Origin of the sequence: Anabaena sp. CCY 0017 (assembly GCF_963920885.1) — a bacterium.
In the GTDB taxonomy this organism is placed as follows: domain Bacteria; phylum Cyanobacteriota; class Cyanobacteriia; order Cyanobacteriales; family Nostocaceae; genus Nodularia.
Map to the genome: position 1 here is coordinate 12,476 of NZ_CAWUDG010000018.1, position 21,705 is coordinate 34,180.

Below are 21,705 nucleotides of genomic sequence, written 5' to 3' on the forward strand. Positions count from 1 at the left end.
TCCCATCAAGCACCAGTGAGTTAAGTTATTCTTTTGCGGACATCGACAACATTAAATCCAGCACCCGGTTTGAGTAACCCCACTCGTTGTCATACCAAGCGACAACCTTAAAGAAATTGGAATTCAACTCAATTCCAGCACCAGCATCAAAAATACTCGAATGAGTATCACCCTGAAAATCAGTAGAAACCACTGCTTCGTCTGTATAGCCCAATATCCCCGCTAGCGGACCTTCAGCAGCTTGCTTCATCGCCGCGCAAATTTCCTGATAACTGGTAGCCTTAGCAGTTTTAAAAGTTAAATCAACCACAGAAACGTCGGGAGTAGGAACCCGGAAAGCCATACCAGTTAACTTACCTTTTAATTCTGGCAAAACTAATGCTACCGCTTTTGCTGCCCCCGTGGAAGAAGGAATAATATTTTGGGCTGCACCTCGTCCACCCCGCCAGTCTTTCTTGCTGGGGCCATCTACAGTTGGCTGAGTTGCAGTCATGGCGTGAACAGTGGTCATCAACCCTTCGGTCAGTCCGAAGTTATCATTAATGACCTTGGCGATGGGAGCGAGACAGTTTGTGGTACAACTAGCATTAGAGACAATCAAATCTTTGGCTGGGTCAAATAGCTGATGATTCACACCCATTAACAAAGTCTGCACTTTATCAGGCTCTTTTGTGGGAGCAGAAATTATGACTCGCCTTGCACCAGCTTGCAGGTGTTTTGCCGCCCCATCATAATCGGTGAACAGTCCTGTTGATTCCACAACATAATCTGCACCTAATTTGCCCCAAGGTAACTCAGCCGGATTTCTCACCGACATACAAGGGATAAAATGCCCATCAATGAGGATACCATCAGGCTTGGCTTCAACTTTACTTCTGAGCTGACCGTGAGTAGAATCGTACTTAAATAGATAAGCTAAGTTATCTGGCGGTACGAGGTCATTAATCCCGACAAACTCGATATTAGGGTTATTGATGCCAGCGCGTAGCACAAGTCGCCCAATTCGACCGAAGCCATTGATACCAACTTTTAGTTTAGTCAAGATTAAACCTCCTGTTGTGGGAGTTGAACAAAAGGTGAAAGATAAAAGAAGATGACTTTTACTCTTTACTTTTTGATCCTGACAGTTTTAACTAGCTAAGGCATATTTACTTGACATCTTTTAAGGTTTCTGCATTCTGTGAGCGTAGGCGGTGTAGGGCTATACACAGGATGTTAACAAATTTGACTGTGAATTTTGAGACAAGCGATCGCACGTTAAATTGGTAACATTAATTACGATTAAATTTTTGGCGCTCAATGGTTTGCTTGAGATGAAGTAAAGCCACTTTCATAAATAAAGTATAATTTTCCATGCGACGAGATTCGATTTTTTACAAATTATTCCAACAATCGCCCACGCTGTTATTTAAGCTATTGACAACTGCGCCCACAAATGCGGATGCCTATCGATTTGATTCCGTAGCTGTTAAAGAACCCAAATTTGAAATTGATGGGGTGTTTCTGCCACCGGAAAGTGAAGGTGCTGGAGTTGTATACTTTTGTGAGGTGCAGTTCCAAAAAGATGAACAGCTTTATGAACGAGTATTTGCAGAATCTCTACTTTACTTTTACCGCACCCGTGCTAGGTACAGCGACTGGCAAACAGTGATAATTTATCCCTCTCGTAGTACCGAACAAAGTGATATTTATCCTTATCGAACACTACTGGAAGGAAGCCAAGTACATCGAGTGTATTTAGATGAATTGGGAAATATTCGCCAATTACCTCTATGGGTAGCGCTGATGATACTGACTACATTAGAAGATGAACAAGCACCAGAAGAAGCGAGGTATTTGTTAGCTAGAACCCGTGAAGAAGCACCATTAGCATCAAGTCGCGCCATAATAGAAATGATCACCACGATCATGGTGTACAAGTTTGAAAAGTTGAGCCGAATCGAGGTAGAGTCTATGCTAGGAATTACACTCAAGGAAACGAGAGTTTACCGAGAAATTAAGGAAGAGGCAACAGTTAATTTAATTATCCGACTGCTAACTAAGCGTTTTGGAGAAATACCTGGTGAAATGCGCGCGTCAATTTCTGGTTTACCTTTGCCTGTGCTTGAAGATTTGAGCGAAGCAATATTAGATTTTACCAGCTTGACTGACTTGCAATCTTGGTTAGAAACGCGAATTAATTAGTTTACACAAATTCAACAAATTTGACTGTGGATTTTGAGACAAGCGATTGGCAAAGCCCCACCTCCGGCGATCGCGTGTTAATCTAATAAGATTAATTATCCAGTATTTGAGAGTGCGATGGGCAAAGCCCCGCCGGAGGCGATCGCCATAAATATTTCAAATCCTTCAACTCAGATGCTGATTTTATCCCTGAACCCTTGCGACAGGTGATATAGAAAACTTCTGTAATATAATACCGCTAATTCAGGCGATCGTACTTGGTGTAAGTTAGAGTTGTGCGATCGTTTTTGCTATTGATAATCGGATTTGGCTTTACCACGGGTAGCGTAAACCAACTGAAGACACTCTTGAAAATCATCGCCTTCCCAGGTTCTGGCGTGTCTCAGAATTGAACGCCCGGAAGCTGGACGGTAGGGTAATTGAGAACTGTCTGTTGAATTGGATTCTGGTAGTCGCTGGGTATCTTCTGATTTAACTAGTGAGGCAGGTGTATCTTTTTTGTCTGCTTCTTGCTTAGTCTTGAGAAAGCACAGAAAGTCTAGTGTTTCTTCTAGAAGAGAGTCTATTGTAGTGCCATGTCTGAAGACAGAGCAATTTGAGTCTCATCACTTTGTGGGAATTGGGGGTTGTGCGATAGCGGATCTTAAAGATTGATGACCATTTACAATGTAACAGTAGTTCCCTCTGAATAAAAAGTAGTATATACTACTTTTAGCACCTTGAAATTGATTAATTAGCATAAGGTCTCATTTTTTATAAATATGAATGACTTTAAAATAGCTTTTCTCTCAAAATACCAGTTTGATAGTGATGCAATTCGGGGAGCGGTACTAGTTACAGATAAAGAAACAAAACCACTAGAATTTCGTGTAACTGAAGCAGTCCGTCCGACTAAAGTTCAAAGAACACTTTATGGCGAAATTTTATATGATTATATACTTGTTGAACTAATAGCAGTTCCTTTACTTGCTGCGCTGACAGAAAAACCTAAGTTTGTATTAGTTGATGATGATATGTTTATGGATGTGAATAATAAGCAAGAAATTCCTGTGATTCGTTTAGAAGCACAAGAATCTGTAAACTATGAGAAAAATAAATTTATTATACAAGACATAAAATCCTCTAAATTTCCTAGTCTACGTATAATCGTATCTAAAAATTTAGAAGCAAAATTGATTGATATACAACAATGTCTAGAAGAAATATATATGATTAGGGACTTACTTGAACCATTTAAACGTATTCAACAAACTTGTACACAAATAAATAATTAATAATTAGTCTGCCTTAGAGTTGACATGGTATTAAAAAAGCTTGCTTTCAAAACGATAAAATTATTTTCTAATTTTACGATTGTTCCATATAAAAAAATTGGCAATTGGAAATTATGTGATCCAAATATTCAAGAAAAATATTTTCAGATTAATTCGGTATTAATATCTAGTAACATCTGCTATAATATTTCAAACGTAATAATTTCTGATAACTTACTGATTACTTGTCCTGAAATTCTTGATAAGCATGAACTATTATTACCTGCCATTAACTATGAGCCGTTTATAGATTTTGCATTAAATTCAATTATTAATATAATTGATTATTATTCTTATATACATATTATTTATCCTAAAATCTTAACATTTTCAAATGAATTAATACAAGTACAGCTAAGTATTTCGGATAATCTTTTTATAAAATTTGAAAAACCAGAGATAAAAGGCAAAATTTTTTTTAAAGCATTAAAAAGAAAAATACAAACAAGCAAATTAACATCAGTTCCAAAAATACGTAAGGCTGCTTCTCAAGTAACAAATTTAGACCAGTGGAGTTTACTTTACCCATCACTCTGTCCACCTCTGATTTTCGACTTCGATGATATTGATTTTTTTCAGCGTCTGCGGAGCTACCAAGTGGATGGTATTAATTTTTTAATTAACAACTCTTCTTCGTTACTGGCAGATGAAATGGGAACCGGTAAAACTGTTCAAACAGTCAATGCTTTACGTATTCTCTTTAGACAAGGAAGAATACGTTGTGCTTTGATAATTTGTCCTTTGGCAGTTATTGGTAGTGCTTATTTGAGCGAAGAAACTGGAAAATCTGAGGGGTGGGATGGTCATTTTTACAATTGGGCAAAAGAACTTTTAATTACTGTTATTAGAGATAATCGTGAACAACGTAAAATTGATTGGGAAACACCTGCTCATATTTACATTACAACATATGAAACGCTTCGTAATGATTTAAAAGAAGGCACATTAAAAGAAAGTGATTTAATAAAATTTGATTCCGTTATTATCGATGAAGCTCAAAAAATAAAAAATAAACATTCTGGAATATCACAAGCTGTTCGTAAATTAACGCCTAAATACCGTTGGGCTTTAACGGGTACACCAATTGAAAATAGTTCTCAAGATATTATATCTATTTTTGAGTTTGTTCAACCAGGTCTTTTCACAGGAGGAGTTGATTATTTAGCACAGCAAGTTAAAAATGCTATTGCACCATATATGCTGCGTCGCTTAAAACGAGATGTTTTAAAAGACCTCCCAGAAAAGGTTTATCAAGAAGATTGGCTAGAACTCGATTCTTCTCAAAAAGCAGAGTACGATAGGGCATTAAGTATAGGTCGCAATAAACTTGAAAATTCTATAAATAATCAAGAGACTAGAACTCATATTTTTGCTCTGCTTCATAAGTTAAAAAAAATATGCAACTTTTCTGATAGCAAACTAAGTAGCCCAAAAACTGAACTTCTAATTGAGTACATCACAACAATATCTGCAAATAATGAAAAAGTTTTGATTTTTTCACAGTATGTACCAGAAGGAATTGATAAGCTAGAAAAAGTTTTAGAAAAAAAAGGAATTGGCTTTGTGTCATATAAGGGTGGAATGTCTGAAACTGATAAAAATAAAGCGTTAAATGATTTTAGAAATAAACCTGATATTTATGTATTGCTGGGTACTTTTAAGACGATTGGCTTTGGGGTAACTTTAACTGAAGCATCCTATGTAATTCATTTTGACCATTGGTGGAATCCGGCTGTAATGCAGCAGGCAGAAGATAGAGCGCATCGCATTGGACAAGTTAACAAATTAACCGTTTATAGTTTCTGGATGCGAGACACTATAGAAGAAAATATTAAAAAGAAATTATATGAGAAACGCTCCCTTATTGAGAACATAATAGATCCACTAGCAGAAGAGGCTTTCAATAATATAGTTACTACTGAAGAGTGGCTTGATATGCTTGGAGTCAAAACAAAGCCTCAGCAATCAACAACAAAAAATAAAAAACCACTACCATTGCAACCAAATAATGAAGATCAAGCAGCAAGTTTTGATTCTACAGAACCTATGATAGATTTTGCAATAATTACAGCTATTGAGTTTGAACTTAAGGCTGTATGTGAAGCTTTTAAAATGACACCAGAGCATAGAGTGCGTAAAGGCTCGCGTGTATACTGGCGCAATCGATTGGAACTTAAAGACGGTGAATTTTATGAAATCGTGGTTGCACAGTCACCTGATATGGCTAATGTGGATGTAGCTCTTTTAGCTTCTGACACAATTCACCACTGGCATCCAGAGGCTATCTTAATGGTTGGTATAGCAGGTGCAGCAAGTGATGATCCAGCGTTAGGAGATATTGTTGTGGGAAATGCTATTTACTACTATGAACGAGGAAAAATTACGCCTGATGGTTTAAAACCTGAACCTTACCAATATCCTGTTGATCAAACTTTGTGGAGTAGGATTATTTCTCTTCCTGATTGGAATGGAATTATTTCAGTGTCAAGACCTGACAGTAAAAATACTATTCCGAAAATTCATCTTGGGGTAATTGCTTCTGGAGAACAGGTAATAGCTGACGCAGCAATGCGTGATAATATAGCTGCTCACAATAGAAAAATAGTAGCAATTGAAATGGAAGGATACGGTGTGAGCAAGGCTGCTTGGCAAAGCTTTGAGCGAGTTCGTCACTTGGTTATCAGATCGATTTGCGATTTTGCAGACTCTAGTAAAAATAGTGAATGGCATCCCTATGCTGCCGCAGTTGCCGCAGGCTATACTAAACATTTTCTTCTTGACCGACCTCTTGAACCAAGAAATATAACCCGTTAGCTTTTTAATTTTTAATCTATTTGTAAATTCGTAACTTTGCCTGACAGGAACGCATTATGAGCGACAATAAACAACTAATGTTGGAAGTTTATCTTCAGGAATATGAAAAACTCAAGGACGAGCAAACGCAGCGTATTGGTTTCCGTGATAACCTGCTTTATGTCACACTTGGAGTATTTGGTGCAGTAATTTCTTTTGCAGTTGCCAGTAAAGCAAATTATTATGCACTTCTTGTTATCCCTTGGGTTTCTTTAATTCTTGGTTGGAATTATCTAGTTAATGATGAAAAAATTACTGCCATCGGTAGATATATTCGCTTAATTTTGGTTGCAAAAATCAAAGAAACGACTGGTAATCCAGATATTGAGTCTATCTTTGGTTGGGAAATTGCACATCGAAATGACGAGCGACGGAAACGACGCAAAATAGCGCAGCTCATTATTGACCAAGTTACATTTGTATGTTCTGGAATGGTCGGATTAATAGCGTTTTGGTTACTATCACCACAACCCCATTGGACTACTCAAATTCTTTGTTTGATTGAACTAGTATTTTTAATATTTTTGTGTATAGAAATTATCATTTATGCTGATTTGGCAAAGGGAAGATAATTTTTCGTCTCCTTAGCTAAAGAGTAGAGAGATCATCCTGACTCACCACTTTCATCCAAATATTTCAGGAAAGAATTAACGCCCAGTAACTGAATACTATAGCTTGCCATTATTGCTCTCAAGTCATCATCAGCCCGCAAGTCATCATCTCCAGATACGATAATTCTCGCTTCACCATCAATCGCTGTTGCCAATACAGGTAAATCTTTAGGATCTCGACAATTAGGCGGAATAGTTTTCAATTCAACCCATAATGAGCGGTACTGCAATTGTTGTTCCAGGCGCATCGCCTGACTCGGATCAATCCGCTTTCTTAAACGGGAGCGATTCCAAACAAGATGGAGTTCTTCCATGAGAAATTGACTCATTACCAACTGGAATTTATGTTGATTAAATGCTTCCAAAATCGGCAAGGTAACTCGTCCTTTTAGCAAAATGCGAATCCAAATGTTCGTGTCAATGACTACTCGCAACGTCATATCGGCTGGGATTGCTGACGCACAGCTTTAATTTCAGCCATGATGTCATCGTCTGTAATATCATCAACTGGGGGTTCAGCATAAAGTTCTTGAATTAAAGCCGTCAAATCTGAACGTAAATCTAGTTGAATCAAGGCTCTGGCGACTTTTGCCCGTTCATCAGGCTGCAACTGTTGTACAGCCGTAATGAGTTGTTCCAAGGTGATTGGAATTGATACCATGTCGGTAGCTATCATGATCGTTTCTTAAATTGTAGTGCGATGTCAAGGTGAGGGAAAAATTTTTCCTGATGAGTAATCAAAGGCAGGCAAGATGCCCGCCCCACAAGAGAATATAATTAACTCAAGGCTGAGTGCAAATCACTGTGCGCCTTGGCTAACGCCTCCGGTAACTTACTCGCATCACGTCCGCCGGCTTGGGCTAAATTCGGTCTACCACCACCGCCACCGCCGCAAATCTTCGCTACAGCACCGACAAATTTACCCGCTTGCAGTCCCTTTTTATTCACCTCTGCACTGAAGGCTGCAACTATACTTACCTTCCCAGCTTCCGGAACAGAACCCAACACCACTGCACCGTTACCGATTTTTTGCAGTAACCTTTCCGCCGCAGTTTTCAATGATTCCGGGTCAACATCTTCCATCTGCGCTACCAAAATTTGATACTCGCCTACAGATTCTACCGTTTGCAGCAAACTATCTGATTTAGCGATCGCCAATTGTGATTTCAGTGTGGCTAATTGTTTCTCACTATTTCTCAGTTCAGTTTGCAGAGTAGTAATTCTCTCTGGTAATTCTTCGGGTTTAACTTTAAAGCGATCGCTTAAATCCTTAACTACTTTATCACGAACATTGAGATAATCCAATATCGCCGGGCCAGATACAGCCTCAATGCGTCGCACCCCAGAAGCCACACCCGCCTCAGAGATAATCTTAAAGATGCCAATCTCCGCAGTATTACTAACATGAGTCCCACCGCAGAGTTCCATTGAAACGCTAGGAAAGTCAATCACCCGCACTTCTTCACCGTATTTTTCCCCAAACATCGCCACAGCACCCCTAGCCTTCGCCTCTGCTATAGGTAATACTTCTATGTTTGCAGTATGTGCTTCCGCAATCCAAGTATTTACCTGTGCTTCCACTTGTTCTACTTCTGCTGCTGTCAAACCACGGGGACAGTTAAAATCAAAGCGCAATCTATCAAAGGAAACCAGAGAACCGGCTTGAGATATACTATCATCGACAAGTTTCTTTAACGCCGCTTGCAATAGGTGCGTTGCAGTATGGTTAGCTTCAGCGCGACGACGACAGGTCCCATCAATTTGAGCAGTTACAGTATCTCCTACTCGGATTGTACCGCGTTCTATGCGTCCAAAGTGGATAAAGAAATCAGATTCTCTTTTCACATCTTCCACACGCACCACCACACCATCACCGGAGATATAACCTTTATCCCCAATTTGTCCCCCAGACTCGGCATAAAATGGGGTTTGATTGATCACAATTTGAATTTCTGTCCCGGCTTCTGCTTCCTCTTGGGCAATGCCATCGATTAATATGGCTTCGACTTTTGCTGTCGCCGCAGGTTGGGTATAACCGATAAATTCCGTGGCTTGGATGTGTTCAGCTAACTTATCCAGGGAACCTTGCACAGTTAAATCAATAGTTTCGTGGGCAGCTTTGGCACGTTCTACCTGCTTTTGCATTTCGGCGTTAAATCCGGCTTCATCCACAGTTAGCTGATTTTCTTCTGCGATTTCTTGGGTCAGTTCTAAAGGAAAACCAAAGGTATCATATAAAGTAAAAGCACTTTCACCGCTAATAGAGGTTTTGCCTTGCTGTTTCACTTCTTCGATGATTTCCTCTAAAAGTTTCTCACCTCTATCCAGTGTTCTGAGGAAATTGGCTTCTTCCCGTTGCAACTCGGCTTTAATTGCGGCTTCCCGTTGCCTAACATTGGGGTAAGCTGATTCTGAGAGGGAAATTGCAGTTTCGGCAACTTGGGTAATAAATTCACTGTTAATTCCCAATAATCGCCCATGACGTACCACCCGCCGAATTAATCGCCGCAATACATAACCGCGTCCCACGTTGGAGGCGCGAATTTCATCAGCTATCATCTGCACCACAGAACGGACATGATCACCAATAACTTTTAAGGAAACTTGGGTGGTTTCGTCGCTTTTGTGGTAATCAATGCCGGCAATTTGGGCTGCTGTCTCGATAATCGGGAAAATTAGGTCAGTTTCGTAGTTATTCGGGACTTGTTGCAGGATTTGCGCCATCCTCTCCAAACCCATGCCGGTATCAATGTTTTTGTTTTGCAGAGGTGTTAAATTACCTTCAGCATCCCGGTTATATTGCATGAATACCAGGTTATAAAACTCGATAAACCGGGTATCGTCTTCTAAATCAATATTTTCATCACCAAGTTCCGGGTGAAAATCATAATAAATTTCGGAACAGGGTCCACAAGGGCCTGTGTGTCCAGATACCCAAAAGTTATCGTCTTCGCCCATGCGCTTAATTCTCGCTGCTGGTACGCCGATATCATTGAGCCAAATATTATATGCTTCATCATCATCTTCAAAGACGCTGACTACTAGCTTTTCTGGAGGTAAGCCGAAAACTTGAGTTGATAATTCCCAACCCCAGGCGATCGCTTGTGGTTTAAAATAATCCCCAAAGCTGAAATTACCCAACATCTCAAAAAATGTATGATGGCGTTTGGTGCGTCCCACGTTTTCGATATCGTTAGTGCGGATGCACTTTTGCGATGTGGTGGCGCGATTAAATTCTGCTGTGCGCTGTCCCAGGAATATCGGTTTAAATGGTAGCATCCCCGCAATGGTCAGCAACACAGTGGGGTCTTCTGGGACGAGGGAAGCGCTGGGGAGTATTTGGTGTCCTCTTTCGGCAAAGAAGTTCAGAAATATGTCGCGAATTGCATTACCGCTCAGTTTTTGGGGATTTTCAGGCATGGGTTGAAAAGTTAGTTTCAATAATAGTCGTTTTTACAGAAAAAGTATGCCCCAGGATAGGGCTTCTATGCCATAAGTTGGGAATCAAAAGATAATCAACCACAGATGGACACAGATAAACACAGATAACTCTTTAATTTATCTCAATGAAAGCTGCTGTATTTATATTTTGGCATTTTGTTTCAGTTTCCTGCCAGCCATTTTTGCTTGTGGGGAGTCCTGTGCATCGACGGAATTTACAGGTATTTGTAGGGAAATAGACCATGCGGTAGGGGCGCAAGGGCTTGCGCCCCTACGACAGATGTAAATCTGCGTTATCCAGAACCCTTCTGAAACGTCGCTACATTCCTTTTCCCCAGATGTCTATTCCCGGATTTCTCAATCTGTAAAATCCCCATTTACCTAACTTTAGTTAGATGTGCGATCGCTATCTGCACCCATAAGATTGGTTTAATCAGCAAAAATAAAACTTATGTATTGAGGTTAGTTATGGCACTTAAACTAAAAGTTCCAGATATTGCTTGTGATCAATGTGCAGAAAAAATCACCGAATCTATTCACGTCATGGAGCCGAATGCTCTAGTAGATGTAAATGTTCAAGATAAAACAGTCTCTGTGGAATCTTCTGCTGCTGAGGAATCAATTAAACAGGTGATTGTTGCTGCTGGTTTTCACATTGAAGGCTATTGATGATCAACTATAAATTTTTCAAAACTTCAGATATGTAACTAGCTATTTCAAAAGTATATAATCCTGATATTTCTGCCCATTAAATGGGCGGAATTGTAAAGCCGATGATAATTTTTATAAAATAATCTAAATAATTTTATCTAAATCCCTAATTCTAGGTTTATTCAGCTTTTTGCTAAAATTAGCAATGTATTTATTTAAGTGAATATACGTAATATGAAAAATTCAGCCATAATATACCAAGGTGTATTATGTAAATAAATAGTCCTGAAAGCCTGACTCATCAAGGGTAATCAAAGTTAAATGATGACTCTCAACAGTTAACTTTATTTACACTCATTGGCTGATATTGGTGGTTGTCGCTACTATTTTATCCTGTACTTTAATAAGAAAAATTATTAATTAGGCGTATTTTTCTTCCAGGTTAACTTGTAAAATTCACAAAAAACAATAAATGTTCACAAAAAATATATATTATTTATAAAATAAAAGTTTGTGATTTTGAAAACTCAGGTAAATACAAATTTTCGGATGGTGAAATCTTTTCATAACAGTTATGACAGGCATTTAGACCAAAAATCTTAAGTCTTATAAATGTGTTCCGTATTTATACTGTTTAAAAAAATAAATGCTAACTTTGGTAATTAATAATTATCAAAGTTGAATCAAGTACACGTATGTTGTATATATATAATGTACATATCAAATAGAGGGTAATTTTCCATTTACATAAATACAGTTATATTTAATTTTAAGAAAAAACGGTAAATCTTAGCTTGAAATGGGGCAGAAAGTAAAATAATGAAAATTTCTATTCTGGTCTTTGGAAGTGAAAACTTTCTGGCTACACTTCCCCATCCTATCCTTGATGATAGCGCTTTTAGTATAGAAAGGATTATAGATATCAATCAGGCAGTGTCGCACATTCAAATTGCACCGCCAGATGTAGTAATTGCACAAGGTAGCATAGATGACAGTATGCAATTGTGCAGTTGGTTGAAAACCCAAACTCAGTTATCGTGGGTATACTGTATTCTCTTAGAAGATCGTCCCCAACAGCTAGCTGCTAGACATCAGCAAGACTGGGAATGGGAATTAGAAGCAACTGCAACTGCACTCAGACAAGGGGCTGACGCTTATATTTGGCAACTCCCTGAGACAGAAATAGATGCTACTGTGACAAGTATAACTGCACATCATACTCTAGTGTTAGCTCAAGTAATGGTGGGTGTGCGGAAAGCGCAGAAATACCGAGAATTGTTGCAGACAAATGATTTATTGTCAGCGATCGCTTTAGCTGATTCCTTGACAGAGATGAATAATCGCCGGGCGTTGGAATGGGAATTACCCAGACAAATCATTCAAGCACGGACTAAGGGAGATCCCTTGAGTTTAATTATTTTAGATATAGACTATTTTAAAAAAGTCAACGATACCTATGGGCATTTAGTAGGCGATCGCATCTTACAATTAATGTGTAACCGTCTGCGGCATAATCTGCGGTTTCAAGATACACCCTTTCGTTATGGTGGAGAGGAATTTGTGTTGGTTTTATCTAACACTAATAGCGAGGAAGCATTCCTGGTAGCAAAGCGACTCAATCGCATCATTGGCGAGGAACCGTTTACAATCAACAGTAAACTCTCTATTCATATCACCATTAGTTTAGGTGCTGCTAGTCTGCAAGCAAAAGATGATATTCATGGGTTCAACCTACTGCATCGTGCTGATCAATACTTGTTACAGGCTAAATCAGCTGGACGTAATCAAGCTGTAGGTTATAATTCTTCCTCCTCAGTTTCAGTTTCCCATCTGAAAGCAGTCTCTTCATGAAAATGCTGAATAGAGACGCGAGAGACGCGATGAATCGCGCCTGTACAAGGGTTCATGTAGTAGAATCATCAATCACACGCTGACAATCGATCACAGAAGCGCGTTGTTGCATGGATTTTACCAAAGCTTCGTAACTAGACCAATTTTCTTGCAGTAAATTTTTGGCTTGCAGAAGGTGAAACCGTTGTTTCTGTTGAGAATCTGCTGCGGAAAAACCTAAACCTGCTAATACTCCAGCTAACTTGTTTTTATCATCAGCCCCACCTTCAGCTTGATCAAAAACTAAAGTTTCCGCCATAATACCCGCCATCCAAATTGTACAATAGCGGTCGATAATTTGGGCGCTGATTGTTCCTCGTTCTAATTGCGTGGCTAATTCACCATCATCAAAACTCACACCACCTTGTCCTGGTTGTCCTTGTTTCCAAGCTTCCCAAGCACTGAGTGTATAGCCAGTTACAGGAATATCTAGCAGATGCGCGGTGAGAAAATGACCCGCTTCATGGTGGATAATGCGATCGCGGTGTTTGGGAGAGAAACCTGCAATCCAGTCTAAGATTATAGTCCCTCCCTGACCTTGCAAACTGAAATTATCGAAAGTGGCTATTCCCAAAATAGCGAAGGTAGCTAGCGCTGGTACTGCGGGGGATAGATGAATTAATGGCCCCAACAGCACCGAAAAGGTCATGAGAAATATAGATATTGCAACTAAATTTAAAGCAGTTTGACTCATGTGGGTTTCGTAAATGCACCTTAATCTTTCTTTATTTATACTCAATTTGAGATTCTTTAAGTTCTTTGCACTTAGCCTCTGCTGCCTGATAAGCTGCTAAATATTCCTGTCCACCCAACATGACATCCCCGTAGTACTCATAAGGTGCATCACCATAGATGGGTAAAGGATCATCTTCTGGATAATCTTCTTTTGATTCCTCAATAATCGCTTTCAGTTGCTTAATACTAAAGCTTTGGGCGGCAAAATACCAAAGTTCTTGGGACGTTTTGTGCAGGTGTGGTAAAGTAGGATCGACAATACTCACAACAGAATCATTGTTAGAAGCATCGCTTAATTCTATCCAACCATGTTCAATGGGTTCGTATGGCATTTGGGCAATAGCTAAGAATCCCTGAACATACTTGGCTTTTTCTGTGGCTAATACCGCTTTGTAAGCATTATCAAACGGCTTATTAGCTTTGCTTTTTATGGTTTGGGCAATTAAGATTGAAAGCGTTTCATTCAATGCTTTGTTCATCTAGGGCGGGAATTATAGCAATTACTAATAATATTTTATCACTTCACCTCAACGTTATCAAAAATTACTATCTCGGTAACAGTAGGGACAATTCAGGATTATTCCTATAGCGGTTCTCAACTAAGTGAGATACAAGAACCCCACCCCCAAACCGCAAGCGAGGCTATGGTGTACTCACAAGTCTAAAAACTTTGATTTTGGTAGGGTGTGTTATGGAAGTTAGTCCTAAAGCACCGCAAATCTAGGATGGTGCGTTGCGCTACGCGACAACACACCCTACAAAAAAAGATTTGGAGTAATTTAATCATTTGTGTGTACACCGTAGGCAAGCGAGGAGGGGCCTATAATGCAATACGGTTCAGTTAAGAAAATTGTAGGTTGGGTAGACGTTGACTTTTAGGCTTAACTGAACTGTATTGGCCTATAATGTACTTCATTCAAGTGCATACCGCTATACTAAATGCTGCTAATCTGAAGCATTTTCCTCCTTATGTGCTGGTGTATAAATAATACTTTGCTCAGGTTCTAATTCAATTTCAATTTCATTTTCTATTTGAATATCTACCTTTTGAATATCTATCTGTTGGTTGACAGATTCAGGAGGAGATGATATTTCTGTTTCTTGGGCTATAGCCTGAGACATGGGATTTAAGGCTGTAGAAATGCTGCCAAATATTAGCGCTAAAGCAAAATTTGTTAAAGGCTTCATAAACTTAACCTATGGCTAACGCCACGATCCGCTTTCAGAGGTTGTCATTTAAAAAATTCAAATAATAATAGATTGGTGCAAGACCAGACAAAAAGGACATCTTGCACCAGGTGACTGGAAGTATCCAGGAATAGGTGCTGCTAATCGGAACTATTTTCCTCCATAGGCTTTGGAGTATTAGTGATACTTTGTTCAGGTTCTAATTCTACTTCCTTTTCATCTTCTATTTGAATCTCTAGCTCTCCCACATCTATCCGTTGGTTAGTACCAGGTTCAGTAGGAGATTGCATCTCTGTTTCTGGGGCTTCTTGGGCTTCTGGGGCTTCTTGGGCTATAGTCTGAGATATGGGATTTAAGGCTGTAACTGACATAGTGCCAAATAGTAGGGCTAAAGCAAGATTTCCTAAAAGCTTCATATACTTACCTATGGCTAACGCCACACTCCGCTTTAAAGTTGTGGTTTTATTGTCAACAATTTACAAATGGTAGTTCTCCAACTCAAGTTAGAACAGCAAAAATCTTGCGTTAGATTTTGACATTGAATTTAAATCAGTGAACAGTTCTCAAGACGTATAGAGGGGGATTTAGACCCGCCACCAACGCCCGATATAGTGGGGAATTAAACCCAATTATGTCTCTTGACTGATAACTGATAACTGATCACGAATAACTGTTAAAGCTGTACCTCGATGGCTAATTGACCCTTTTAATTCCCGCGACATCTGTGCAAAAGTCAATTGCTGTTCTGGAACGTAAAATATAGGATCATAGCCAAAGCCAGCGTCGCCACGGGGTGCATGAAGAATTTCGCCGCGACATATACCTTCTGATTCTAAAGCAATTGTACCATCAGGACGAGCGATCGCTGCTGCACAGATAAATTGAGCTTGGCGATTGACTGCGTTACCTAATTCCCGCAATAGCCTAGCAATACGGTCTGAGTCGCTGTTGCCATAACGTGCTGAATATACACCTGGTGCGCCATTGAGGGCATCTACTGCCAAACCAGAATCATCTGCGATCGCCCATTGTCCTGTAGCTTGAGCAATTTGGGAAGCTTTCAGACAAGCATTCGCCGCAAAGGTTTCGCCTGTTTCTTCAACGTCTAATTCTGCTGGTTTGAGAGTTAATTCCCAACCACAATCAGCCAGATAAGCTTGCATTTCCCGCAATTTACCGGGATTTCCTGTAGCTACTACGAGTATTTTCATAATTCGTAATGCCTCTTTCAGAGGAGCTTCGCTAACGTAATTCGTAATTCGTAATTCGTAATTTGTAGTGCTGAGTTAAAAAGGCTATGAGATTTCTTCTTCCCACTCAGCACTCAGCACTTACTCTGCCCAATTTTTCGCCCAAGCTAGGGTTTGATGCACTTGTTCGATGGTTGGGGCTTCGCAATATAACCGTAATACTGGTTCTGTACCGCTAAATCGAATCATTAACCAGCTATTGTCAGCTAGTCGGTATTTATAGCCGTCAATTGTTTGACAATCAATGACAGCTTTCCCGGCAATTTCTGTTAATGGTTGGGTTTGCAGTTGTTCTAACAGACGCGATCGCACTTCCATACTGGCTAAGGGTAAATCAATGCGATCATAAGCTGAGGTGAAACCTGTTTTCTCCTGCAAGGAGTGATAATAGTCGCTTAAGTCTAAACCAGATTCTACAATGGCTTCTAGAACATATAACGCTGATAGCAGTGCATCACGTTCAGGAATATGGCTACCATAACCGATTCCTCCCGATTCTTCTCCGCCTAACAATACATCTGCAACTAACATTCTATCGGCAATGTATTTATATCCTACGGCTGTTTCAAAAAGTGACAAGTTATGCAGTGCTGCTACACGGGGAATTAAATCAGAACCACTCACAGTTTTGACGATTTCACCGCTAAAGCTGCGCCTTTGGGTTAAGTGGTCGATTAGTATAGGAATTAAAATTTGGGAACTCAAAAAGTTGGCGTTTCCATCCACTGCGGCGATGCGATCGCAGTCACCATCGAATACTAACCCCACGGCTAAACCTGATTTATCTGTTTGCCGATAAGTTTTGATCACCGAAAATAAACGAGATAGGTATTTTGGTAAAGGTTCTGGCGCACCACCTTCAAACAAAGGATCGCGATCGCTGTTAATTTCTTGGACACCATCGCCCAGTAATCTCCCTAACCCCCCAGCTGCTGCACCATGCATGACATCAGCAAATAATGTCAGTTTACCAGAGGCGATCGCTGCTTGAATCTTACTAATATTCACCTTAGCTTTTAAGGCTGTAATGTAACTAGGCCAGGGATTCAACGGTTCTTGTTTCCCTGGGTTAGCCACTGGTTCAGGTACACCCGCAGATAACAAAGCTTCTATTTCTTGTGTTACCTCTGGCGGTACGGAACCACCAAAACAACCCTTGACTTTTAACCCTAAATATGTACCAGGATTATGACTGGCTGTGATTACTAGCGCCCCCAAAGCATTCAGGTCTTTAGCCGCCCAACTAAAAGCCGGAGTTGGGGCAAAACTTTCGCTGAGTAAAACATCAAATCCGATAGCGCTGACCGAATCAGCCACAGCACGAGCAAAGTCTTCTGCCATAAATCGGCGGTCGTAGCCGACAATAATTGTTTTGTTGCCAACCGTAGAAAAATATGTATTATATAATACTTGTGCAGCAACTGGCGCAACCAGGGCTAGGCGTTCAAAGGTGAACTCATCACCAATAACGCCCCGCCAGCCGTCTGTACCAAATTTAATGGAGTTAGCAGCAACTGGCATTGAGGTATCCTCACTATTTACGAGAGAATTTTACCATTTGTTACAGTGTATGAATTAAAAATATGTGATCAAGAGGTGCGGAAGCGCAACTACAAGCAGAGATGTCATTTTTTCAAGGCTTGATTCAAATCCTCTGCTGACAACGACTTTAATAAACTGAGATTTAAGGGAGCTTGACTCAGATATTGGGCATAAGATGGTTGTAAATAAGAGGCGTATTCAGGGCGATTCATAAGGTGTGTTTGCCAGAAAGCGATATTCAGAATCTTCAGATAACCATAGGCTGGTGCTGGGTTCGGTCCGAGTAAAGCCGGTGGGATGGGTAACACATTATTACCTGGAGTTGGTTCTGCGATCGCACTAAAATGAGTCGCGTTTTCAATTAATACCAAATACTTATCAGGAGTAGCCAGCCAAGTAAAAGGGCGAACCTGTTCAGATACAACTGGGGTAGCTATATCCTGAGTACTGGCAACTAGCATCACAGGAACTTGAATTTGACTAACCTGACTTTCACCAAAAATTGAGCTAGATAAGGGATTAATCGCCAATACGGCTTTAATCCGCTCATCTTGGAGTTGGTAATCTTGAGATGCTAATTCAGTCACTTGACATTGCAAAAACAGCGACAAATTAAACGAAGAAATATCGGAAGCACAGTCTTTTTGCAGTTGCTCAAAATTAATATTTGCTCCCGCCAAACTTAAAACAGTATAACCCCCAAAAGAATGACCAATTGCCCCGACTTGCTCAAGATTGAGTTTCCCCTGGAGACTAGAATTTGATTTTGTCATGTACTCAAGTTCATCAAGGAGAAATTTAATATCCAAAGGTCGGTTGATAAATTCTTTGGCTTCTAATGGTCCAGCTAAACCTGTTAAGTAGCGTTCAACTCGTTCAGCATTACTCCCAGGATGTTCTAATACAGCCACTGCAAAACCGTAGGATGCTAAATGTTCAGCTAAATAAGCAAAAGAAGAACGGTCTGAAGCCACACCATGAGAAATCACAATCAGGGGAAAGGGCGCTGAGGGATCTTCAGGGCTAGTTAATGGTGTGGCTTTTGGGATATAAATATGCGTTGGGATAATGCGATTTCGCGACCTATCCCGGAAAGTCAATTCCTGGCGTTCCCAAGTAAATGAACCAGGCGATCGCAAATCTGGCAGTTGCGAGAAATCAATGGTAGTATTGGTAACTTCTGCGTTTAAGAGATCAATTAGTGCGGTGCTGTCTGCTTGTTGTTGAATCCAAGCTACAACCTCATCTCTTTTCTGTAACACTTGCAATAAATTATCGACTAACTTTAGCCCTTCTGTAAAACTTAGCCGCATTGTCCGGGAGGGAAACTGACGCAGCACATTTACCACTGTTAAGCCCTCTGGATCAGCCGCAGCCAATATCAACGCACCTCTAAGGGCAAAAAAGCCATTTTGGCTAGATTCCGTGCGAATTAAGCTTCCTAAACGTTGTATGAGGTCTTTGCCAATGGGTGAGTAAGCCACCTGAGAAACAAGCGTAGGAGTGACATCAAATTCCTGCTGGAGCAGTTCTCGTAATTGAGCCAGTTGTTGGGGATTAGCACGACTAGCATAAAAGGCAAATTCATCAGTGATTTTGCCTGATTTAGCAAATGTTTCTAAAGAGTCAACACTGAGAGAGAATTCACCGTAGGGAGGGTAAAAAAAGTTAATCCTTTCCGCCCCCAGTCCCGGAGTAGCAGTCAGAAATGTAGATAATATCCCTAAACTTAAATATTTACCTAAAGTTTTCATCAATTTAATAGATTCTTGGCAAATTCATCCTAAACTTACTTATACTATATATTATGGAAAATAAAGTTAAAAATAGCCAAAAACAGAGGGCAGGCATGATTACCCACCCTGTTAAACTACTAACGTAAGCTGATTTTTATACCTTGGGTTTTTGACCTTTAGAACAACGATCAAACCACTCCTGATATTTTTGCTGAAGTGACTCATCTTTGACAGCAATTGTGATTTTAACCTGATGACAGCCGTGATTTTGTTCGAGTGCGATCGCATTTAAAAGTAAACTAGCAATTTTCGGTGACGTAAAATTACCACCCACAGTTAAATGACCATCTATAATTGTCCCTTCAGGTCTTTCTTCTGCCATCAACTCAATACCAGAAATATCACCTTGGCTTAAGTCAATTTCAGCAAGTTGTTTATTTTCTGCCCCAACTTGTTCCACAATTAATTTTTCCCGCCGGACAGGAACTTGTACCATCCGAGTTTCAATTTCTTTGCGAACAATCACCTCACCCAATTTACGTGTCCTGCTATCAGCAATTAATCGTTCTTCTATCAAACGGACAATGTTTTCTTCATCAACTTTTGTAGCATTAGCCGTTTCAATTTCACTGGGGAGTATTTTTGTATTCGTATTCAGTTCATTCCATTCATCTACTATTCCTTGACCGTCTTGTGTTTCTGGTTCTAAATATTCAGGCATAAGCTCTATTTCTGATTTATCTATATCTAGGAGAATAGATTTAGTACAATTATCAATTTTGCTGATTTTTTTGCTCAACAATAACACTAATCGCTGGCAATCTACATTTGATGTTTCATTTGTGAGAACTTTGGGATTTTCTTGTTGAGATATCACCAAATTGATCCGGCGATTAGCATCCAAAATCAAATCTTTAACTTTGCCTACTATTTGTCCTTGCGGATCAGTTACATAAAAATTGCGGACTTTATTTCTCAAATTTTCTAGCAAGGCGTTGATACTAGCCTGATGGGTTACTTCTTTAAACTGCTTCACCATTGGTTGGCTATTCATAAAAAAAATGATGAGATGCTTATATAAAACTATATAATTTGTACTCGTGACTTAAAAGCTATCAGTTATCAGTCAAGAGGCATAATTACTTTTAAATCCCCTACTGCATCGGTGCTAACTGACATCTCATCACTGAAAGCCAATTAATAGCAGACATTGATAGCGGGTCTAATTCCCCACTTTATGCCTTAATCACTGATAACTGTTAACTATTCACCGATTTAATTAACGTTCCTCAACTGGAAGATTAGGAGCATTCACATCTAACTCCTCGCGTCTTACAGTTCCTTGACTTTCAACTGTCTCTTGGTCTACAACCTTTTTAACTCTAACTTCTTCACGTACAAAGGCTTCTTTGCGAACTTCCGGTGTTTCTTCATGGAGTTCTACACGAGCCACCTCGCCTTCTCGGAAATTAGCTTCCTGAGCAGAAACTACCCTACCCGCATCTTCTGGAGTCACACGCTCAATCACAACGTGTTCTTTTTCTAAAGGTATTGAAACTCTTGCAGTTTCACTCTCAACGTGTTTACCAATTGCTACTTCTCCAGTTTTTTCGCGTCTTTTGTTCGCAATTAGGCGTTCTTCATACAACCGGAGAGTTTGATGATTTTGCTCATTGAGGTTATACAAAGAAGGTTCATGTTCATAAGTATAAGTGTCACGGTTATAACTAGGTTTAGTTGTCGCTGTAGCAGTGCGGGATGGAGTTTCTACAGGTGTGGTGCCATACTTACTATCACGATAAACACCGCGTACCTCTTCTTCATAGTCGTAATCAAGGGTGCTACGTTCTTCAAACCTCGGTAAATCTTCCGCTTGTTCTCTAGTCATACCAATGGCGTAGACGCGATTAGCATCATAGTCAATGCGAGAACGTCCAACTGGAAGCAATACTTTTTTACCAAATATCCAAAAACCTAAATCAACAACTAGATACCGAAAATGCCCTTGTTCATCAACTAAAACATCACTAATAGTGCCAATCTTTTCATGAGCTACGTCTGTGTATACACCTAGCCCTTTAATATCATTACCTTGAATAGTATCGTGGTAATTTGGATCAAAATCTTCTAATCTATGAAGAACCATTAAAATTCACCTCTGAGTTTTCATACCATCTCTTAATAAATAACGTAAATCTTTCTGTGCTGATTTACCTCCTACTATCGACTGACTTCATTCAAAATAACGACATCAAAAGTTATAGTTATTTCTGAATTTAATCAGATAAAAAAGTACAGACAGAGTACAAAA

19 protein-coding genes are annotated in these 21,705 nt (G+C 39.7%); 6 read left to right on the plus strand and 13 right to left on the minus strand.

Annotated elements, in window-relative coordinates; translation table 11 throughout:
* Positions 1-25 precede the first annotated feature (25 nt).
* Complete coding sequence (gene gap, locus ACM0OW_RS18890; protein ID WP_414551692.1) at positions 26-1,042, minus strand: type I glyceraldehyde-3-phosphate dehydrogenase; 1,017 nt, start codon at positions 1,040-1,042, stop codon at positions 26-28.
* Between the two features lie 311 nt (positions 1,043-1,353).
* Between gap and ACM0OW_RS18895 the strand changes: the two genes are divergently transcribed.
* The 4 genes from ACM0OW_RS18895 to ACM0OW_RS18910 all read left to right on the plus strand — a co-directional run bounded on the left by ACM0OW_RS18895 (position 1,354) and on the right by ACM0OW_RS18910 (position 6,922).
* Positions 1,354-2,184 (plus strand): DUF2887 domain-containing protein, encoded by an 831-nt coding sequence (locus tag ACM0OW_RS18895; protein WP_414551693.1) that lies wholly within the window; start codon positions 1,354-1,356, stop codon positions 2,182-2,184.
* A gap of 761 nt (positions 2,185-2,945) precedes the next feature.
* Entirely contained in the window at positions 2,946-3,458 is a 513-nt protein-coding gene (locus ACM0OW_RS18900; protein WP_414551694.1) for a hypothetical protein, read from the plus strand.
* A 24-nt stretch (positions 3,459-3,482) separates the two neighbouring features.
* Positions 3,483-6,311, plus strand: a complete 2,829-nt coding sequence (locus tag ACM0OW_RS18905; protein WP_414551695.1) for an SNF2-related protein — start codon at positions 3,483-3,485, stop codon at positions 6,309-6,311.
* Positions 6,312-6,367: 56 nt separating this feature from the next.
* On the plus strand, positions 6,368-6,922 hold the full coding sequence (locus tag ACM0OW_RS18910; RefSeq protein ID WP_414551696.1) for a hypothetical protein: 555 nt from the start codon (positions 6,368-6,370) through the stop codon (positions 6,920-6,922).
* 32 nt (positions 6,923-6,954) lie between these two features.
* Here the strand turns inward: ACM0OW_RS18910 and ACM0OW_RS18915 are convergent, their stop codons facing one another.
* The 3 genes from ACM0OW_RS18915 to alaS form a co-directional block, all read right to left on the minus strand.
* A complete protein-coding gene (locus ACM0OW_RS18915; RefSeq protein WP_414551697.1) occupies positions 6,955-7,401 on the minus strand; it encodes a putative toxin-antitoxin system toxin component, PIN family in 447 nt (148 codons plus the stop codon).
* Positions 7,398-7,637, minus strand: coding sequence for a hypothetical protein (locus ACM0OW_RS18920; protein ID WP_414551698.1), 240 nt, complete (start codon positions 7,635-7,637; stop codon positions 7,398-7,400). The genes ACM0OW_RS18915 and ACM0OW_RS18920 overlap by 4 nt, the downstream gene beginning before the upstream one ends.
* Positions 7,638-7,738: 101 nt before the next feature.
* Positions 7,739-10,381: an alanine--tRNA ligase gene (gene alaS / locus ACM0OW_RS18925; RefSeq protein ID WP_414551699.1), complete on the minus strand. Its 2,643-nt coding sequence runs from the start codon at positions 10,379-10,381 to the stop codon at positions 7,739-7,741.
* 489 nt (positions 10,382-10,870) lie between these two features.
* Here alaS and ACM0OW_RS18930 point away from each other — a divergent pair, with 489 nt between their 5' ends.
* Positions 10,871-11,071: a heavy-metal-associated domain-containing protein gene (locus ACM0OW_RS18930; RefSeq protein WP_414551700.1), complete on the plus strand. Its 201-nt coding sequence runs from the start codon at positions 10,871-10,873 to the stop codon at positions 11,069-11,071.
* An 801-nt stretch (positions 11,072-11,872) separates the two neighbouring features.
* Entirely contained in the window at positions 11,873-12,904 is a 1,032-nt protein-coding gene (locus ACM0OW_RS18935) for a GGDEF domain-containing protein (RefSeq protein WP_414551701.1), read from the plus strand.
* Positions 12,905-12,956: 52 nt separating this feature from the next.
* Here ACM0OW_RS18935 and ACM0OW_RS18940 read toward each other — a convergent pair whose 3' ends face one another.
* From ACM0OW_RS18940 to ACM0OW_RS18980, 9 genes are all read right to left on the minus strand, one after another.
* Positions 12,957-13,637: an ATP-dependent Zn protease gene (locus ACM0OW_RS18940; protein WP_414551702.1), complete on the minus strand. Its 681-nt coding sequence runs from the start codon at positions 13,635-13,637 to the stop codon at positions 12,957-12,959.
* Between the two features lie 31 nt (positions 13,638-13,668).
* Entirely contained in the window at positions 13,669-14,157 is a 489-nt protein-coding gene (locus tag ACM0OW_RS18945) for a hypothetical protein (protein WP_414551703.1), read from the minus strand.
* Positions 14,158-14,623: 466 nt separating this feature from the next.
* Positions 14,624-14,866: a deoxyribonucleotide triphosphate pyrophosphatase gene (locus tag ACM0OW_RS18950; protein ID WP_414551704.1), complete on the minus strand. Its 243-nt coding sequence runs from the start codon at positions 14,864-14,866 to the stop codon at positions 14,624-14,626.
* Positions 14,867-15,006: 140 nt separating this feature from the next.
* Positions 15,007-15,306, minus strand: coding sequence for a deoxyribonucleotide triphosphate pyrophosphatase (locus ACM0OW_RS18955; RefSeq protein WP_414551705.1), 300 nt, complete (start codon positions 15,304-15,306; stop codon positions 15,007-15,009).
* A 189-nt stretch (positions 15,307-15,495) separates the two neighbouring features.
* Positions 15,496-16,080 (minus strand): RdgB/HAM1 family non-canonical purine NTP pyrophosphatase, encoded by a 585-nt coding sequence (rdgB, locus tag ACM0OW_RS18960; protein ID WP_414551760.1) that lies wholly within the window; start codon positions 16,078-16,080, stop codon positions 15,496-15,498.
* Between the two features lie 117 nt (positions 16,081-16,197).
* On the minus strand, positions 16,198-17,637 hold the full coding sequence (locus tag ACM0OW_RS18965; RefSeq protein ID WP_414551706.1) for a phosphoglucomutase/phosphomannomutase family protein: 1,440 nt from the start codon (positions 17,635-17,637) through the stop codon (positions 16,198-16,200).
* A gap of 104 nt (positions 17,638-17,741) precedes the next feature.
* Entirely contained in the window at positions 17,742-19,412 is a 1,671-nt protein-coding gene (locus ACM0OW_RS18970) for an alpha/beta hydrolase (RefSeq protein WP_414551761.1), read from the minus strand.
* Positions 19,413-19,548: 136 nt separating this feature from the next.
* Positions 19,549-20,448 carry a YsnF/AvaK domain-containing protein gene (locus ACM0OW_RS18975; RefSeq protein WP_414551707.1) on the minus strand — a complete coding sequence of 300 codons (900 nt, stop codon included), beginning with the start codon at positions 20,446-20,448 and terminating at the stop codon, positions 19,549-19,551.
* Between the two features lie 225 nt (positions 20,449-20,673).
* Positions 20,674-21,540 (minus strand): DUF2382 domain-containing protein, encoded by an 867-nt coding sequence (locus tag ACM0OW_RS18980; RefSeq protein ID WP_414551708.1) that lies wholly within the window; start codon positions 21,538-21,540, stop codon positions 20,674-20,676.
* Positions 21,541-21,705 lie beyond the last annotated feature (165 nt).

Excerpts from the sequence above, each read along its gene's own strand:
- ACM0OW_RS18895 (WP_414551693.1), top strand. The coding sequence starts at position 1,354 with ATGCGACGAGATTCGATTTTTTACAAATTATTCCAACAATCGCCCACG.
- ACM0OW_RS18900 (WP_414551694.1), top strand. The coding sequence starts at position 2,946 with ATGAATGACTTTAAAATAGCTTTTCTCTCAAAATACCAGTTTGATAGT.
- ACM0OW_RS18905 (WP_414551695.1), top strand. The coding sequence starts at position 3,483 with ATGGTATTAAAAAAGCTTGCTTTCAAAACGATAAAATTATTTTCTAAT.
- ACM0OW_RS18910 (WP_414551696.1), top strand. The coding sequence starts at position 6,368 with ATGAGCGACAATAAACAACTAATGTTGGAAGTTTATCTTCAGGAATAT.
- ACM0OW_RS18915 (WP_414551697.1), bottom strand. The coding sequence starts at position 7,401 with ATGACGTTGCGAGTAGTCATTGACACGAACATTTGGATTCGCATTTTG.
- ACM0OW_RS18920 (WP_414551698.1), bottom strand. The coding sequence starts at position 7,637 with ATGATAGCTACCGACATGGTATCAATTCCAATCACCTTGGAACAACTC.
- alaS (WP_414551699.1), bottom strand. The coding sequence starts at position 10,381 with ATGCCTGAAAATCCCCAAAAACTGAGCGGTAATGCAATTCGCGACATA.
- ACM0OW_RS18930 (WP_414551700.1), top strand. The coding sequence starts at position 10,871 with ATGGCACTTAAACTAAAAGTTCCAGATATTGCTTGTGATCAATGTGCA.
- ACM0OW_RS18935 (WP_414551701.1), top strand. The coding sequence starts at position 11,873 with ATGAAAATTTCTATTCTGGTCTTTGGAAGTGAAAACTTTCTGGCTACA.
- ACM0OW_RS18940 (WP_414551702.1), bottom strand. The coding sequence starts at position 13,637 with ATGAGTCAAACTGCTTTAAATTTAGTTGCAATATCTATATTTCTCATG.
- ACM0OW_RS18945 (WP_414551703.1), bottom strand. The coding sequence starts at position 14,157 with ATGAACAAAGCATTGAATGAAACGCTTTCAATCTTAATTGCCCAAACC.
- ACM0OW_RS18950 (WP_414551704.1), bottom strand. The coding sequence starts at position 14,866 with ATGAAGCCTTTAACAAATTTTGCTTTAGCGCTAATATTTGGCAGCATT.
- ACM0OW_RS18965 (WP_414551706.1), bottom strand. The coding sequence starts at position 17,637 with ATGCCAGTTGCTGCTAACTCCATTAAATTTGGTACAGACGGCTGGCGG.
- ACM0OW_RS18970 (WP_414551761.1), bottom strand. The coding sequence starts at position 19,412 with ATGAAAACTTTAGGTAAATATTTAAGTTTAGGGATATTATCTACATTT.
- ACM0OW_RS18975 (WP_414551707.1), bottom strand. The coding sequence starts at position 20,448 with ATGAATAGCCAACCAATGGTGAAGCAGTTTAAAGAAGTAACCCATCAG.
- ACM0OW_RS18980 (WP_414551708.1), bottom strand. The coding sequence starts at position 21,540 with ATGGTTCTTCATAGATTAGAAGATTTTGATCCAAATTACCACGATACT.